This is a genomic window from Butyricimonas faecalis, assembly GCF_003991565.1.
Lineage (GTDB): Bacteria > Bacteroidota > Bacteroidia > Bacteroidales > Marinifilaceae > Butyricimonas > Butyricimonas faecalis.
Window position 1 is genome coordinate 892,135 of record NZ_CP032819.1, and the last position, 14,762, is coordinate 906,896.

General features: G+C 42.2%; 16 protein-coding genes. 4 read left to right on the plus strand and 12 right to left on the minus strand.

The window, feature by feature from the left end; translation table 11 throughout:
* Positions 1 to 228: 228 nt before the first annotated feature.
* The gene (locus D8S85_RS03735) at positions 229 to 465 is read left to right on the plus strand and encodes a hypothetical protein (RefSeq protein WP_004293510.1); all 237 of its coding nucleotides are present in this window, start codon (positions 229 to 231) and stop codon (positions 463 to 465) included.
* A gap of 23 nt (positions 466 to 488) precedes the next feature.
* Here the strand turns inward: D8S85_RS03735 and D8S85_RS03740 are convergent, their stop codons facing one another.
* On the minus strand, positions 489 to 770 hold the full coding sequence (locus D8S85_RS03740; RefSeq protein ID WP_004293511.1) for an HU family DNA-binding protein: 282 nt from the start codon (positions 768 to 770) through the stop codon (positions 489 to 491).
* A gap of 136 nt (positions 771 to 906) precedes the next feature.
* On the opposite strand from D8S85_RS03740, the gene D8S85_RS03745 reads away from it, so the two are divergent.
* Genes D8S85_RS03745 through D8S85_RS03755 form a run of 3 tightly spaced genes read left to right on the plus strand, consistent with a single transcriptional unit; the run spans position 907 to position 3,971 of the window.
* Positions 907 to 1,341, plus strand: a complete 435-nt coding sequence (locus D8S85_RS03745) for a DUF5675 family protein (protein WP_004293512.1) — start codon at positions 907 to 909, stop codon at positions 1,339 to 1,341.
* A gap of 5 nt (positions 1,342 to 1,346) precedes the next feature.
* The gene (locus D8S85_RS03750; protein ID WP_004303996.1) at positions 1,347 to 2,936 is read left to right on the plus strand and encodes a phage terminase large subunit; all 1,590 of its coding nucleotides are present in this window, start codon (positions 1,347 to 1,349) and stop codon (positions 2,934 to 2,936) included.
* A 15-nt stretch (positions 2,937 to 2,951) separates the two neighbouring features.
* The gene (locus D8S85_RS03755; protein WP_004293514.1) at positions 2,952 to 3,971 is read left to right on the plus strand and encodes a hypothetical protein; all 1,020 of its coding nucleotides are present in this window, start codon (positions 2,952 to 2,954) and stop codon (positions 3,969 to 3,971) included.
* A gap of 453 nt (positions 3,972 to 4,424) precedes the next feature.
* Here D8S85_RS03755 and D8S85_RS03765 read toward each other — a convergent pair whose 3' ends face one another.
* From D8S85_RS03765 to D8S85_RS03815, 11 genes are all read right to left on the minus strand, one after another.
* Positions 4,425 to 5,123 (minus strand): DUF4276 family protein, encoded by a 699-nt coding sequence (locus D8S85_RS03765; protein WP_004293516.1) that lies wholly within the window; start codon positions 5,121 to 5,123, stop codon positions 4,425 to 4,427.
* Complete coding sequence (locus D8S85_RS03770; RefSeq protein ID WP_004293517.1) at positions 5,120 to 6,244, minus strand: AAA family ATPase; 1,125 nt, start codon at positions 6,242 to 6,244, stop codon at positions 5,120 to 5,122. The genes D8S85_RS03765 and D8S85_RS03770 overlap by 4 nt, the downstream gene beginning before the upstream one ends.
* 330 nt (positions 6,245 to 6,574) lie before the next feature.
* A complete protein-coding gene (locus D8S85_RS03775; RefSeq protein ID WP_004293518.1) occupies positions 6,575 to 6,940 on the minus strand; it encodes a hypothetical protein in 366 nt (121 codons plus the stop codon).
* Positions 6,941 to 6,976: 36 nt separating this feature from the next.
* On the minus strand, positions 6,977 to 8,137 hold the full coding sequence (wecB, locus tag D8S85_RS03780; protein ID WP_004293519.1) for a non-hydrolyzing UDP-N-acetylglucosamine 2-epimerase: 1,161 nt from the start codon (positions 8,135 to 8,137) through the stop codon (positions 6,977 to 6,979).
* A gap of 4 nt (positions 8,138 to 8,141) precedes the next feature.
* On the minus strand, positions 8,142 to 8,840 hold the full coding sequence (locus tag D8S85_RS03785; RefSeq protein ID WP_004293520.1) for a WecB/TagA/CpsF family glycosyltransferase: 699 nt from the start codon (positions 8,838 to 8,840) through the stop codon (positions 8,142 to 8,144).
* 14 nt (positions 8,841 to 8,854) lie between these two features.
* On the minus strand, positions 8,855 to 10,048 hold the full coding sequence (locus D8S85_RS03790) for a glycoside hydrolase family 88 protein (RefSeq protein ID WP_004293521.1): 1,194 nt from the start codon (positions 10,046 to 10,048) through the stop codon (positions 8,855 to 8,857).
* Positions 10,049 to 10,057: 9 nt separating this feature from the next.
* On the minus strand, positions 10,058 to 10,546 hold the full coding sequence (locus D8S85_RS03795) for a serine O-acetyltransferase (protein ID WP_004293522.1): 489 nt from the start codon (positions 10,544 to 10,546) through the stop codon (positions 10,058 to 10,060).
* 11 nt (positions 10,547 to 10,557) lie between these two features.
* A complete protein-coding gene (locus D8S85_RS03800) occupies positions 10,558 to 10,986 on the minus strand; it encodes an acyltransferase (RefSeq protein ID WP_004303995.1) in 429 nt (142 codons plus the stop codon).
* Positions 10,983 to 12,065 (minus strand): glycosyltransferase family 4 protein, encoded by a 1,083-nt coding sequence (locus D8S85_RS03805; RefSeq protein ID WP_004293524.1) that lies wholly within the window; start codon positions 12,063 to 12,065, stop codon positions 10,983 to 10,985. The genes D8S85_RS03800 and D8S85_RS03805 overlap by 4 nt, the downstream gene beginning before the upstream one ends.
* 122 nt (positions 12,066 to 12,187) lie before the next feature.
* On the minus strand, positions 12,188 to 13,429 hold the full coding sequence (locus tag D8S85_RS03810) for a hypothetical protein (RefSeq protein ID WP_004293525.1): 1,242 nt from the start codon (positions 13,427 to 13,429) through the stop codon (positions 12,188 to 12,190).
* Positions 13,413 to 14,669, minus strand: coding sequence for an oligosaccharide flippase family protein (locus D8S85_RS03815; protein ID WP_004303994.1), 1,257 nt, complete (start codon positions 14,667 to 14,669; stop codon positions 13,413 to 13,415). Before D8S85_RS03815 ends, D8S85_RS03810 begins: the two co-directional genes overlap by 17 nt.
* Positions 14,670 to 14,762: the final 93 nt, after the last annotated feature.

The window sequence follows — 14,762 nt, forward strand, 5'->3', positions numbered from 1 at the left end:
GGCAGAACGACATAATAAAATACGGAAAGCGTTAGCTTTTGTCATGCACCGAAATCTGGTAAATTTCACTTATCCGCAGGACAAACAGTTTTCGCCTATGCTTTTGCGTGGGCTTAACTTGTTTGCGGATAGGTTTACCAGAACCTCGGTGCTACGGGTTATGTCCCACGCTTTTTGGTCTTGGTACATTGAATGCTTGACGGGACTCAAGCCAAATACGGAGATATTATGAACGACATGAATCTGATGGATGAACTTTTGAAAATTCCTGCTGATGCAACTGCCGCCACCGTACAAGGCATAGAAATGCTTCTTATCGATGAAAACAAGGCGGGGGCTTTATTGGAGTCGGATCCTAATGACAACACCATCCACGAATGCCTTTTAAGCAACGGCCGTTTCCTGTTCCAATCGGACAATGCCAACCTCGTTGCCCTGTATAAAGTAACAGGATCATCTGAATAACGCTCCTGTTGCATATAATCACCTTATTTGTCTGATTTCATCCTTCCTGCAAAGGCTTTTGACGGCTTGAATGCCGGGATATTGTGGGCAGGCACTATCACCGTGGTATTCCTGCTTATGTTGCGTGCTGTCTTTTCCGCACGGTGCTTGATGATGAAACTGCCGAAGCCGCGAAGATAAACCTCCTCGCCGTTTATCATGGAAGACTTTACGCTATCCATGAATCCTTCGACAACTTGTAACACGACCTGCTTCTCCAGACCGGTCTGCGTTGCTATTTCCCTGACGATATCCGCTTTTGTCATATTAACTCTTGATTAAATACTGTCAATCCGTTCACAAAGATACATCATTTCCTGAAATATCCTCCTTTTACAAACACATATAATAAACATTAGCCGGCGTCCGTCTCTACTCTTTCGATACAAATAGTATCGAAGTATGAAGCTGACACTCAACCGCAAATTCAAAGGTCAGACCTATACCATAGGTGACCTGTCCATCGACGGCAAATTTTTCTGTAATACCATCGAAGATGCCGTGAGGGAACTTCCGGCAACCTGTCCGGATACTCCTCGCGGCCGTTCCTGTACCTGCAAGGAAAAGGTCTATGCCAAGACTGCCATTCCTGCCGGGACTTATAAAGTCACTCTTCAGTACAGTCCCAGGTACAAGAAGAAAATGCCATATCTGCATGATGTGCCGCATTTCCTCGGCATCCTGATCCATTCCGGCAATACCGAAGTCGATTCCGCCGGCTGTATCATCGTGGGAAAGAATACGGTCAAGGGAAAAGTTTTGGAATCCCGTACTACATTCCAAAAACTGTATGCTATACTCGAGTCCGAAAGGGACATAACCATTCAGATTGTATAAATCTAATGGCGGTCAACAGGCTCAAACCACCCAGAAACCTGCGCATCGAGTTCAAACCGTCCCCACGGCAGTATGAACTCTGGAAACTGTTGCAACCGAACTATTGTCCCCATTGTGGCGGGGAGATCGAGCAAATCCTTATCGGCTATGACCAGCAAGGCAACCCTCAGTACAGGCCCCAATGCAGGCATTGCAAGTCGCAGAACCTGCCGCAGCTGATACTGGGAGGCGGAGCGGCCGGCGGCGGAAAATCGTATATCGGCAGCGTTTGGCTGGTGTCTTCATGTATCCGGTTCGAGAATATCCGTGCGGTGGTGGCCCGTAAGACACTCAAGTCGTTGAAGGAATCGACATGGAATACCATCAAGTCGATTCTGAAGGATTGGGGACTGAAAGAGGATACAAACTACAAGATAAACAACCTCGAAGGCACGCTCACATTCTGGAATGACTCGGTCATCATCATGAAGGAGATGGCGGATATCCCCAGCGACCCCAACTTCGAGCGTTTCGGCTCTTCGGAATACACCATCGCCATGGTGGACGAGGTGTCGGAAATCTCGGAACGGGCCGTCGAAGTGCTGTTCTCCCGTCTCCGCTGGAGAACCCATGAGACATTCAAGACTCCGAGAATGCTGCTCACCACCAATCCGACGATTAACTGGGTGCGTTCCCGCTTCGTGCAGGACGAAAACGGAGACAAGGTCATCTGCCGCGAGGGTGAAGCGTATATACCTTTTTCCGTGTTTGACAACCCGAATATCGCTTTCCGTCAGGTGTACGAGGCGGCCCTGAACAAGATCCGGGATCAGGCGACAAAGGAACGCCTGCTCTATGGCAACTGGGATTTCGTGGAAGCCAACGATATGGCGATTTATAACAGTTTCGACGGCTCCCGGCATCTCGTTACCGGACTGAAAGAAAAAGCATACGATCCGACCAAGCCGCTCATCACGGTGTGGGACTTCAATGTTGCCCCCCAAATGTCGGTGCTCTCCGCACAAATAGACTATGAAAACAGGAAGGTCTATATACTGGAAGAGATACTCGGCAAGCCGGAGGAAAAGGAGAACAACACACCTGCGTTGGCACGGAAAGTACGCTTAAAACTTTACCGGGACAAGCATATCGGCGGAGTGGATGTGACCGGTGACCCTTCCGGGTTACAACGCTCCACCACCAACGAGGACGGCATCAACAACTATACCATCATCACGGACACTTTCGGCAGAGGAATCCTGCGACCGAAGGTAAAGCTATTACGCAAGCAGCCTCCGCAGGCTACACGGTGCGAGTTCGTCAACGAGGTATTCGGGGGCTATGAAGGCTGGGAGATACAAATCGATATCAAATGTCGCAAACTTACCCAGGATCTGATTTACCAGCTTCGTAACGAGGACGGTACCAAGAGCAAACAGAAGACCACCGACCCGAAAACCGGTGTCAAATATGAACGGTACGGGCACTTGTCCGACTGCCTTGACTACCTGCTCTGTTACTACCTGCGTGACAGCTGGTACAAGTTCAAGAGCGGAGGCGACGGGAACGGGTATGTGGTATCCACATCGGTAATTCAGGAAGGATTTTCATACTAATAACGGAACAAGGATATGTACAGACGGTTTCTCAATAATGACGACTATCTTGGGATAATTACTCCGGAAGCCCTGGCACAACTCACGCGGGGCAATGATGCACGATTCATCCAGGCGGAAGAATCGACGGAGATGAGTATCGTGGAATATTTGTCGGAGAACTACGAGATTGAAAAGGAACTTGCAAAAGGAAAATATATCGCCGAATACGACCGTCGGATTACCTATCCCGTGGGTGTGCATGTCTATTTCGAGGGACAAATCCATGAGGTGATACGCTCCGTCAGCGGCTATCGCAAGCCGGCAACGGTTGTCTATTGGGAAGAGAGTTCTGATATCCGTGTCGATGCGGGACAAGTTGTAAATTATTCCCAGTTCAACACCTATTATCCGGGAGATAAAGTGAATTATAACGGCATTGTTTATACTTGTCTTAATGAAAACGGGTACAAGTTCGATGATGTCCGTATCCCGTTGGTCGGCGGTTGGATCGAGGCGGAAGCCTCGTTATGGCAGCCTGTCGAGTATCCTCTGTGGGCAGTCGTCGAGTATGAAGGAGCATTCTATACTTTGATGACGCTTGAAGGTTTCGATTACAATCTTGACCCGATGGTTTCCGACTGCTGGGGAGCCATAGCCGATTACGATTCATCATACAATGCCTATGAGTTGTCGGAACACGAATATGTCGTTTATGACGGACGGGTATTTTACCCGGAAACGGATGTGAACGCGGACACACCGCAAGTCGGGCAGAACCTCTCGTTGCATGACCCCCGCAACTACAATCTCAAGAAGCACATGGTCCGGCTGGCCATCTACGAACTCACGAAACTCATTGCTCCGAATAATGTCAGTGTTGTCCGCATGCGCGATTACGAGGATAGCATGAAATGGCTCAATGATGCCGCCAAACTACGGCTTAATCCGCAGATTCCCCGCAAAGTCGATGACTCGAAGAAACCTGTCACCGACTGGCAACTGGCTACTTTCCAGACGGATTATGATCCGTATAAGAATCCGTGGATGGTGTAAATAGAAAAAGTATTAGGTATCAGAGAAATAATTGTTACATTTTTTCAACTGACTAAATAACAGAAGAATGTCGATGCCTTATACCTTACGAGCAACTAATCAAATCTAGCATCTCGTTACTTATCTAAATTTTTTAATTAGTAATATCTGGTAAATGCCGGAATTCCGGAATGAGGGATAGAAAAGTGAAAGAACTCTTTCGTACAAAAAAACAGATTTTCGGGCATTGAAAGAATAATTGATAATCAGTTATTTGTGCTGTTTTTTGACCAAAAACTTGTTTTTTGGACAGAGCAAAAATTGTCTTCTCAATTAAAAGATGGGAAACTCGCAGTCTTTATATAGCGAGTATTTCTTCCTACACCCTCTTTCTGTATAATCCCCATCTCTTCCATTTTTGAGATAAACACTCGAACCTGTCTGTCAGAACCTTGATATTATCTGATTACAGAATCAGCAGTCTATCAACTTTTCTATCCATTCATTGAAGTGACTGCACCGGGCACGAAGTTCATCCATGCCGACACTTTTGGTAACATCTTTGCCGGTAGCCGGCTTATTGTAGTTGTAATGCTGTTTTTTGTCTCCTTCTATCGCCTTGATAATACGTTTGCTCGGAGCCGTTTCCGGACTATTGTTTATCAGCTCGGGGTTGCTGGTTTTCTCCAGGTCTTTTTTCAGCTGTTCGCAGCGTTTCTCACAACCGGGGTAACGCTTTGCCAGATAGTCAATACCGCAAAAGAGCAGAGCTTCAAATTCATGCAGCTGAATATAGGGAATGAAACGACTATCGTTGATTGCTTCAGCAAACGCCGTTTCCAATGCTGCGACACGGGCGTAAGGCTCACCGATTGCTTTGGCTGCTTCATAACCGGGAAAATCATCCGGCAATGCGTAGAGGTCGAACATCGTTGTGAAAACATGACGTTCGTATTCGCCGTCCATCTTCATTTTCCGCAACAGTTCTAGGTCTGTCACCGCCTGAGCATAGCTCAGCATTCCACCACGGGCATTCTTTTTCTTGTTAGTGGTAATCAGGATGCTTTTTACACCTGCCACACCTTGCGCTTGCAGGTAGGGACGCAACACTTCCTCCACAAATCCCTGTTCCGTCTGTCCCTCACAAAGGACATGAATAATCTTCGCTTTCATACGGGACGTCCTCCTATGATGTTTTTGTCCCAAAGTTCGCTCACCGTATAGTTCTGAAGCCAAAGATGATATTCTTTGGCGTCAAGGTGAGTGACAGAGGTTGCCTGCGTTTCCTTGTTCATTTCCACCACAGAGATATCGCCGATGTCGAAATGATCGACCAAATCCTTGCTCTGCGTGGCAATAATGACCTGTGCGTGTATGGACGCATCCTTAATCATTTCTGCCAGCTGGCTGATGGCATAGGGATGCAAGCCAAGTTCCGGTTCATCCAAAATGATGACGTTGGGCATTGTCTGGGCAGGCTGCAGAAGCAAGGCGGCCAGGGCAATGAAACGGATAGATCCGTCGGAGAACTGGTAGGCATTGAAACGATAGTCCGTGGCAGAATTATCTATCCACCGGAGAGAAATGATACCACCCACGGGCTCCAGATAGAAGTCCTGGAACTGGGGAACTACGTCACGGACATAGTCAACAATCCGGTTGTAGGCATCCTTGTAGTTCTCCCGCAGGAACAGCAGGAAAGAAGGCAGATTGTTTCCGTGCGACTGGAGGTAATTGGCCGTCTCGACGGGACAAGCCTGACGTAGCGGCCCCTCTGTCGATGAATCGTGAAACTGATATACCTTGCAGTAAGAAAGCATCTGGAAAATAGTTTTGGCAACCGGATCCTCACACTCTGCGAGAGCGGACTCCTTGAAATTCGGTTCCAGTGCTATCTCATAGGGCTTTTTCTCCCCCTTGCGATGCCATGTAATCCGCTCTTCCGTGATAATCAGCCTGTCGGGAGTGGCATTGGCCAATGAAAAGCCATAAACATCCATGGAATTGCTGTCGGCAAACTTCAGTTCTCCGGACATGACCGGTGTCCGTTTAATGCCGTAATGCAGCAAGGCATGAGACGTGCCCGATATTTCCACATATCTCCCGAATGACTTGCTCATCATGTAGCTCAGCATCCGGAAAAAACTGATGATATTGCTCTTGCCTGCACCGTTGGCACCCAACAAGATGCTGACATCACCCAGCTTCAAGGTCACAGGTCTGTCATAGGCTATGGATTTATATCCTCTGATCGTGACTTCTTGTAATTTAGTCCTTTGGTATGTCTTTGCCATTATCGTCATATTATTGATTGAATTACAAAAATAACCATAAATCCCAATACGAACGAAGGAATGCTCAAAAAACTATAGAGTTAATTTGTCCGGAGTCTGAAGGCATAAATAAGAAATCTGTTTTTCTTTTTAGCTAGGTCGGATTTTCAGTTCTGCTATGTGTTTCTTCTTCTCCAAGCCCTTTGTGGTAAATCCTTCACATCGAAATGGGAAAAAGACGTGCAGAACAAGCGGAACACTCGGTAAATGCCGGGATTCCTGAATGAGGGATAAAAAGTGAAACGCCTGCCAATGATAACAAAACCAGCAGGCGTCATTTATTATATTTTGTCATTTTACGAATGTGACATCTCCTTCCACAACTTCCCAGTCGTCGATTTCAGCTCCTATTCCCGGTGTGCGAAGCCCGTCCGTACCGAGTATAAGCGAGATTTGACATTCCTGTCCCGCTTTGAAATTCGGAATGGACAGGTAATCATAGACCATTTCATTCAAGTGAACTTGGATGAAAGGCTCTACCGGGCTGTAGTCTAACGGCAAGGTGGCAATGTAATGTCCGTCGCCGGTATGGTCTTCCGCAGCCACAGACAAGAAGTTACCGTTGCCGTCCATACAATTGAGCCAAATGTCTGCCTCTGTTATGCTGCCGATGTCTTTGTCCGCCTGCAATACGACATTCACCTTCGGTACTAACATATTTCTTCTGGTGAATGTGTCAAGAAAATACAAAAGTTACAACCGAACATTAAGTGTTTGCGTTATACGCATACACGCTTTTCCGTCACCGTAAGGATTAATGGCTTTACTCATTTGCTCATAAGCAGATGCATCATCCAATAAAATCGATACCTCGGAGACAATTTTGTTATAATCGGTTCCTACCAATTTTACCGTTCCTGCATCCAACGCCTCCGGACGTTCGGTGGTGTCACGCATCACCAGTACCGGTTTGCCTAACCCCGGAGCCTCTTCCTGAATACCACCGCTGTCGGTAAGGACAAGGGTCACTTTTTCCATCAGGAACACGAAACTCAGATATTCCAATGGTTCGATAAAGAACATATTTCCCAAACTATTCAAATTCTCCCCGAATACTTCATGGATAGGTTTGCGGACATTGGGGTTCAAGTGCATCGGATAGACAAAGTCCACATATGGATATTTTGCCGTCAGATCCTTAATGGCTGTGCACATGCTGATGAATCCGTCTCCGAAATTTTCACGTCGGTGTCCGGTTATCAAAACGAGTTTCTTGCCATCAGCAAGCCGTGAGGTATCGTAACCCGCTTTTTCCAGCACCCCGGCAAGTTCTTGTTGTAGAGCTCCGTCAGTCTTTATTTTATCAACAACGATATGAAGGGCATCGATGACCGTATTCCCTGTTACGGTTATCTTGTCCTCCTGCACACCTTCCGTCAACAGATTTTTCTTGCTTAAAGCGGTCGGAGAAAAGTGATAGGTGGCAATGCGCCCTGTTATTTGTCTGTTCATCTCCTCCGGCCAAGGGCTGTATATGTTGTGGGTACGCAGGCCCGCTTCTACATGACCTACAGGGATCTGCTGATAGAAAGCTGCGAGTGCGGCGGCAGTAGAAGTGGTTGTGTCACCGTGCACCAATACCACATCAGGTTTCGCCTTGTTCAACACATCACGCATCCCGGTCAGCACACGGGCGGTTACATCATACAGATCTTGCCCCTGCTTCATGATGTTCAAGTCATAATTCGGCTTGATATCGAATATCTGCAACACCTGATCGAGCATTTCACGATGCTGCCCCGTCACGCAGACGATTGTTTCAAAGTCTGCTGATTTTTTTTGGAACTCCTTCACCAACGGAGCCATCTTAATGGCCTCCGGACGAGTCCCGAAGACCAGCATTACCTTCTTCATTGTTCTATAATTTTTTAGTTATCAGCCACCAGGCATACTTTATCAAGTGAATTTGCCGTTTTATTCTTTTCGGTTCTTTGAGCAACCGATAGGCAAATTCAAGATTGTGGTTCACCCACCATTTAGGAGCCCTTTCCACATGGCCAGTATATACATCGAAGCTGCCGCCTAATCCTTGAAAGATGGCTTTGTGTCTATGCTGTATTTCTTCCATCAGTAATTCCTGTTTAGGAGACCCCATAGCCACAAATACCACATCAGGTCTTTTTTCGGTTATGTCTTTTATAAGTCTTTCCCGTTCCTCGTTTGCCTTGATATATCCATCCCGATAACCGATAATGTGAATCCCTGCATATTCTTTACGCAGTTTAGACACAGTTTCTTCTATGATTTGAGGTTTACCACCTATCAAATAAAAAGTCTTTTCTCTATAAAATTGAGCTACAATTTTGAGCCACAACTCACAACCGGGAATTTTACACGCATTTTCAAAACCTTTTTGTTTGAGAGCCATTTGTGCGCCGGCTCCATCGCAATACCCTATGTTCCGATTGATAATTCCTCGTGTCTGATCTGTAGCATGTAAAATTTTCTCAGCATTTATGGCTACTAATATGCCCTTATTATCGTTTACAAAAGACAACAAAGACTGTTCGGAATCGAACGGATATATTTCGACTCCGTTTAAAGAAACTTTATTCATTTATGTTGGAAATTTTATATTGCGAGTAAATAATGCGACATTGCATTAAACATAAATGCATTACTCCATCGCATATACGAGATTTTAGAACTGATGCCAGGTTTTAATTGGTAGTAGAAATACCCCTTTTTATCTTGCATATTTCGGATTGTCCATTGCAATACTTTTTTGGCAAGTTCCTCATATTTTTTCATCTTATGTAGGCGGGTCAATGTTATCAATAGCTGCCCTGGACAATGGATGTCAATAGGATACATTCGGTTATCATAATATTTAGGAGTTCCGTCCGCTTCGAAAAAATGATTGACATAGTAGTCGAAACCTTTTTCGATGTAACCATTGAAAGCATGATCCTCTGTCAACTCTTGATAAGCGATCAGCGCATCTAAATTATATCCTGTATGAAAGCTGTCTACCCAATTCTGTACGGGGAGCATTCCATATACCCAAGCCCCGTCTTCCCGTTGCCCGGAACAACAGGCTTTAATGGATAGCTCCGCTAGTCTTTTGTATTCCTCCTGTTGTGTATAATAAAAACAATAACTCAACAATCGAGAACCGAGCAGCGAAGCATTGAACACAGTGTCATTACCCTCTAACGGACTATAAGAAAAGAGAAAGCCACCATTATACGGCGTGCGATGCAAATCTTTTATTACAAAATCCGCTGCACTTAATGCAATCTCCAAATAGTGTTTGTTCCTAGTTATTTCATATGCCTGCATCAGTGCCGTGGCACAGAAATTTGTAGCAACTACTGTGGGCGTGAATTTGGGAAAAAGAAACAGACGGCGTGCCTGCCAATCGAAGTTATACCCCCAGCAAGCACCGCTGTAGCCTTTAGATTGTAAGGATATAAGCAACTCTGCCAATTCTTCAATCCGAGCCTTTATCATCTCCAACGTTCCCATTTTTTCGGATAATTGCGGATGATTTTCCACAACTTTATACAGATTGCAATATCCGGACAAGAACAGCCCGATACCTTTTGCGTTATACTCTTTCGGAACGAAAGCCATCCGTCTCATATTGAAAGGGCAACGCTTGAAACCTTGTATGACCATCAATCTGCACAATACAGACTTTTTCAGCAGCGGAATTGCCTGAAAAATTTTAGAGTTGAGACCATCATACGGATCCCAACCCTTGAAATGTTCAGTCTCACAATAAATTTTTAGCTTATAAAAAGCATCTGCAATATCATTCATTGGTGTTATTCATTTTGTCAAGAATGGCATACGGCCATCTTTATACTTTGGGTTTGTCTCAATCGCATAATCAAGATTCTTTCTCCAGCCAATAATCTTTGCCGGACATCCTGCTACAATAGCACCTTTGGGAACACTTCGGTTGACAAATGAATTTCCAGCGATTACCACATCATCTTCTATTACAACAGGGCCAGCAATAATAACATTAGGTCCCACCCAAACATTATTCTTTAGACAAGGAACTTCTTTATATGGAAACTGCCGTACAGTAGAAAATCGCAATCCTAATACGCAATTTTCTCCGATTTCTGTTCCCGGTATTAAGACAGTGCTAATCCCTTTGCACACACAGTATGACCCTTTTCCTATTTTTGAATCAGCGGTTATTTTTGAATTGAAAATGAGAAAAATCAATAGTTGTACGATTTTGGGCAAAACCGGAATATGGCGTTCAAATAGCCAACGTTCTACCCTATAGAATGATATAATGTCCATATGAATTAATCCTACCGTTTTCTTATAAATTTTGCGGGATTTCCTGCCCAAACTTCATTGGCTGGTATATCTTTGGTCACAACAGAACCTGCTCCAATTATAGCTCGCTCTCCAATTGTTACAGGTTTTACCACCAAAGTATTCATTCCGAGATAGGCGCCTTTGCAGATATGAACCTTCCCCCTGTCGTAACTTCCAGTATTAGGATTCATGAAATGTGTTACTATTTTCACCCCCGATGTCAAACGAACACCTTCTTCGATAAAAATATCTTGTGGATAATTTGTGTCAAATATGACGCCCTCACCGATAAACGTTCTTTTGGGGCTGATTATCTGCACTCCACCCCATTTGCAAACTAATGGTCTCCATGCCCTTGATTTCATGGGTAGATGTTGGAGGTGTAAAAATATTAGCTTCTTGATTCTCAGAATATTCATAGCTCAATATATTTCTTTAGTGTATTTTCAAATTTTCGGACAACAACGGATGCAACAAAATGGGTTTTCGCATATTCGGAATTATATATTGATACACTCCTCATTTTAGCAGGATTCTCGATATATGGTTTCATTGCTTCTGCAAAAACTGCCGGATCTAACGAACTTGATATATATCCCATCTTTCCATTTTCAAAGAAATCTATTAGGCCACCCACTTTTCTGGTAAAAATAGGGAGTCCGAAAATCATTGCTTCCAAAACCACAGTTGGCATACCTTCCGTATAACTTAGAAACAAATACATATCGGCGTTAATGTATTCCTTTTTAAAATCTTCCCCACGTAACTCTCCAGTAAAACGGACATCCTTTATTTTCTTATTCTCAACATATTGTTTCAACATAGGAAGTTCTGAGCCATCACCGACAAAGGTCAATGTCAGATCCTTGTATTGTGACTTAAGTATTGAAAATGTATCGACTGTTTCATATACACCCTTGGCCTTTTCTATTCGCCCGCTATACATAATGTTTTCGGCTTTTCCTTGTCTCATCGAAAGGTCAAAACCTGAAATAAAATAATCGGGTACTTTTGTCGAAGTTAGATGTATATCAGATTTTATCCCCCTCCTTATCAATTCATTCTTGAAATCTTGGGATAACACAAAAATACACAAGGCCTTATTCAAATTGGCACTTATCCATTTCCAATCTGCATTTTTAGCATACTCGAAATTGAAACCATGAATAAATACGGATGTTTTCTTTCTGAAAAATCGGCAAATGTTTAAATATATAAAATCTCGTTTTAAGGCTTTATCTCCAAGCGATGGGTTAAGTAGTACTATATCAGGTTTAAAGCAAATCAATCGGATTATAAAACGGATAATTAAAAATGGATAAAATATATTACGCCAAGGCTTACGACCGAAATAAAAATATTCAATATTTTCTTTCCAATACTCTTTAATCCCTAAATAATAATTAGTTACTCCTCCATATCCGGATTTAGTGGGAACAGTTATTAATACCCTCATTGTTAGTGTTTCAATTGATATGATTAAAATAATTAAGAACATTGAACATCAACGGTTAATCTATTTTCGTTTTCTGATGTTATGCCTTTTTGGTTGTTCGTATTGGTAGCTATCCATAGACCATACATCAGCACGATGAGAAATTCAGATTACAAAATTTTTCATCATGAACATAGATTACTAAACCATAAGTTTAGTTGGAACAACATGTGCCTCTGTTCAACTAATGGTGTAACAATGAAATACAATACCGGTATAATTGTAACCATAGTTATTAGTAGCTGGGACTTAAAACTCAATTTGGATTGAATATCCATAACCCACATATATGTAAAAACATATAAGAATAGCACGGCAAGTTTGAAGAATCTATCATAAAAAGTCAAACTGACATATCCGAAATTGGCAAAAGACAATAGGAGAATACAGAACCCCCAGAATTTGACATTCTGCTCCCAAAATTCTTTCCCTATTTTTTTATATAGTATATAGATCACAGCCAAGACACCGAAAACGGCAATTGTTTCACGAAGCAAATAGAACTGATTACCATACTCGCGTATTTCCTCTGCATACTTTCCAACAGACTGTATGATATTTTGATTCCTAACGCTCTCTTTGACGTAGTTTTCAAATATGCCAAATTGTGCGATATTAGTGACAAACGCGATTTTCGCAAAGCGAACGATGAATGATACGATAAGAATTAAATAGTACACTTTAAACCTATATCGCAAGAGTAGGTTTAATACAGCCGCGACACATAAGGCGAGTAGTGAATAGTGAAAACAAATACATAACGCAGATAACCAAAGGTACTTAACGGCTCCTGAATTAAGGTATCTCAAATAGAAGCCAGTAAAAACAAATGCTCCGCTCCAAAAGCGAAAACCGAGAAACCAATAGTATTCTACAGTAAAAATCACTCCCAGGAAGAGTAGCCATGCAGGAATTGACATTTTCTGCATATATAATGGCTGGAGTGGTTTTACGACTCCAAATATAAATAGAGAAGTATATACCACACACGCACAAGCAGAGAAAAAATTCCGGTTATCAGCAATTAAACCAATGAAATATTTAAATAATACAGGATATATTTCTTTGCCATATTTTGATGTTCCAGAGTCCATCCATTGCTCAACCAATGATTTGTCGGCAATACGATGAAAATGCTCATAATGAACCAACAAATCCATTTGTGGCTCATAAAACCAACCAAAATAGAAAGAAAAGATAATAAATAGAATGGGGGCAAACCTTTGTCTGAAAAACATTAATGACAAACACAGTCCTACAAAAGGAATAAATGTCATTATTACAGACAAGATTACAATTAAGGCTAAAGAAATAGCCCAATGTCGAGAATTAGTATCTATATTGTATATCCTATTGTTTATCAACATTACCAACTCTTACTTTATTGGCTAAATATAGGCGCAAAACCAAACATCCCACGTTCGCTATAATCAAAGCCCAAATAACACTTCCTATGCTAATACTGTGAGTAAGAATCAAGACAAGGACAACAATGATGTATATGATTGCAGAATAAATGGTTGTCATATTTACCTCATTGATTTTTCCAAGTACGCCCAAATAAGGGAAACCGAACATGTCAGCTGGCACACTAATCGCCAATAAAAGCAAGAATAGGTTGAAATACGTGGTTATACTTGCTGTTTCAGTCTTAATAAAAATCGGTATAAGATACGGTGATAAGAAATATATACAAGCTAAAGCGATTGTATTGGCAATACATAAAAGCAATACCATCTTAGTCGCTCTACCCATATTTTTTATCCTTGTGAAATATGGGTAAAATATCTGAGATAAAAGCGGAGAAACAAATGATGAATACGCATTATGAAGTTTTTCCGCAGCTGTATATAATCCGACTGCAAAATCTCCAAGAATAAAGCCAAGCACTAAGGTATTCATTGTTTTATAGGCTCTCATCAAAAAAGTTGATGAGAAAAACGGAATACTATCCTTAAGATAAAATTTCACTTCTTGTGCCGAGACTATTTGAAGTTTGATCCCGTATCTTTTTTGGGCAATGAATAAAGCGACAATACCTGAAACAAATGTTTCAAGAGCATAGCACAACATCACCAATGCATAATCATCAGTAGACTTAACGATTAAAAAAATAGGCAATATACATAATAGCTTTATTGGCACGCTGATACGTGTTATATATTTAATGTCCTCCATTGAACGGAAAAGCCAATAGGGAGCAATGACAACCCCTATCAAACGAATAAAGGCTAATATATAAAGCGTGAGTTCATTCCTTAGTGAAGGAATCAACCCTACAACTAAAATATAAACAAATAGAGAACAGAGTATGAGAAAAAACTTACATTGCAGAATAGAAGAAACTATCCTTCCCAATTTTTCTTGATTGTCTCTATTATTGACGACATGCCTGACATTAGATAAATCGAAACCGAACTCATTGAATATCTGAAAGTAAAAGCTAAATATAATGGCAAAATTTACAAGACCGTATTTTTCTACTCCTATAACGTTCAACAAATATGGAATTAGTAGAATTGGTATAATGCTACTGAAACCATAAAGGAGAAACTGATTCCAAATATTTGACAACAATCTTGATTTGAAAACTTGGCTTAATGTCATCTTCTTAAAGCAATAGATTTTCTGTAAATCTGCAATCAGTATATGTGTACGTTTATTGGGAGGGTAAGTCTTGGTAAACTTAATGATTGTCTA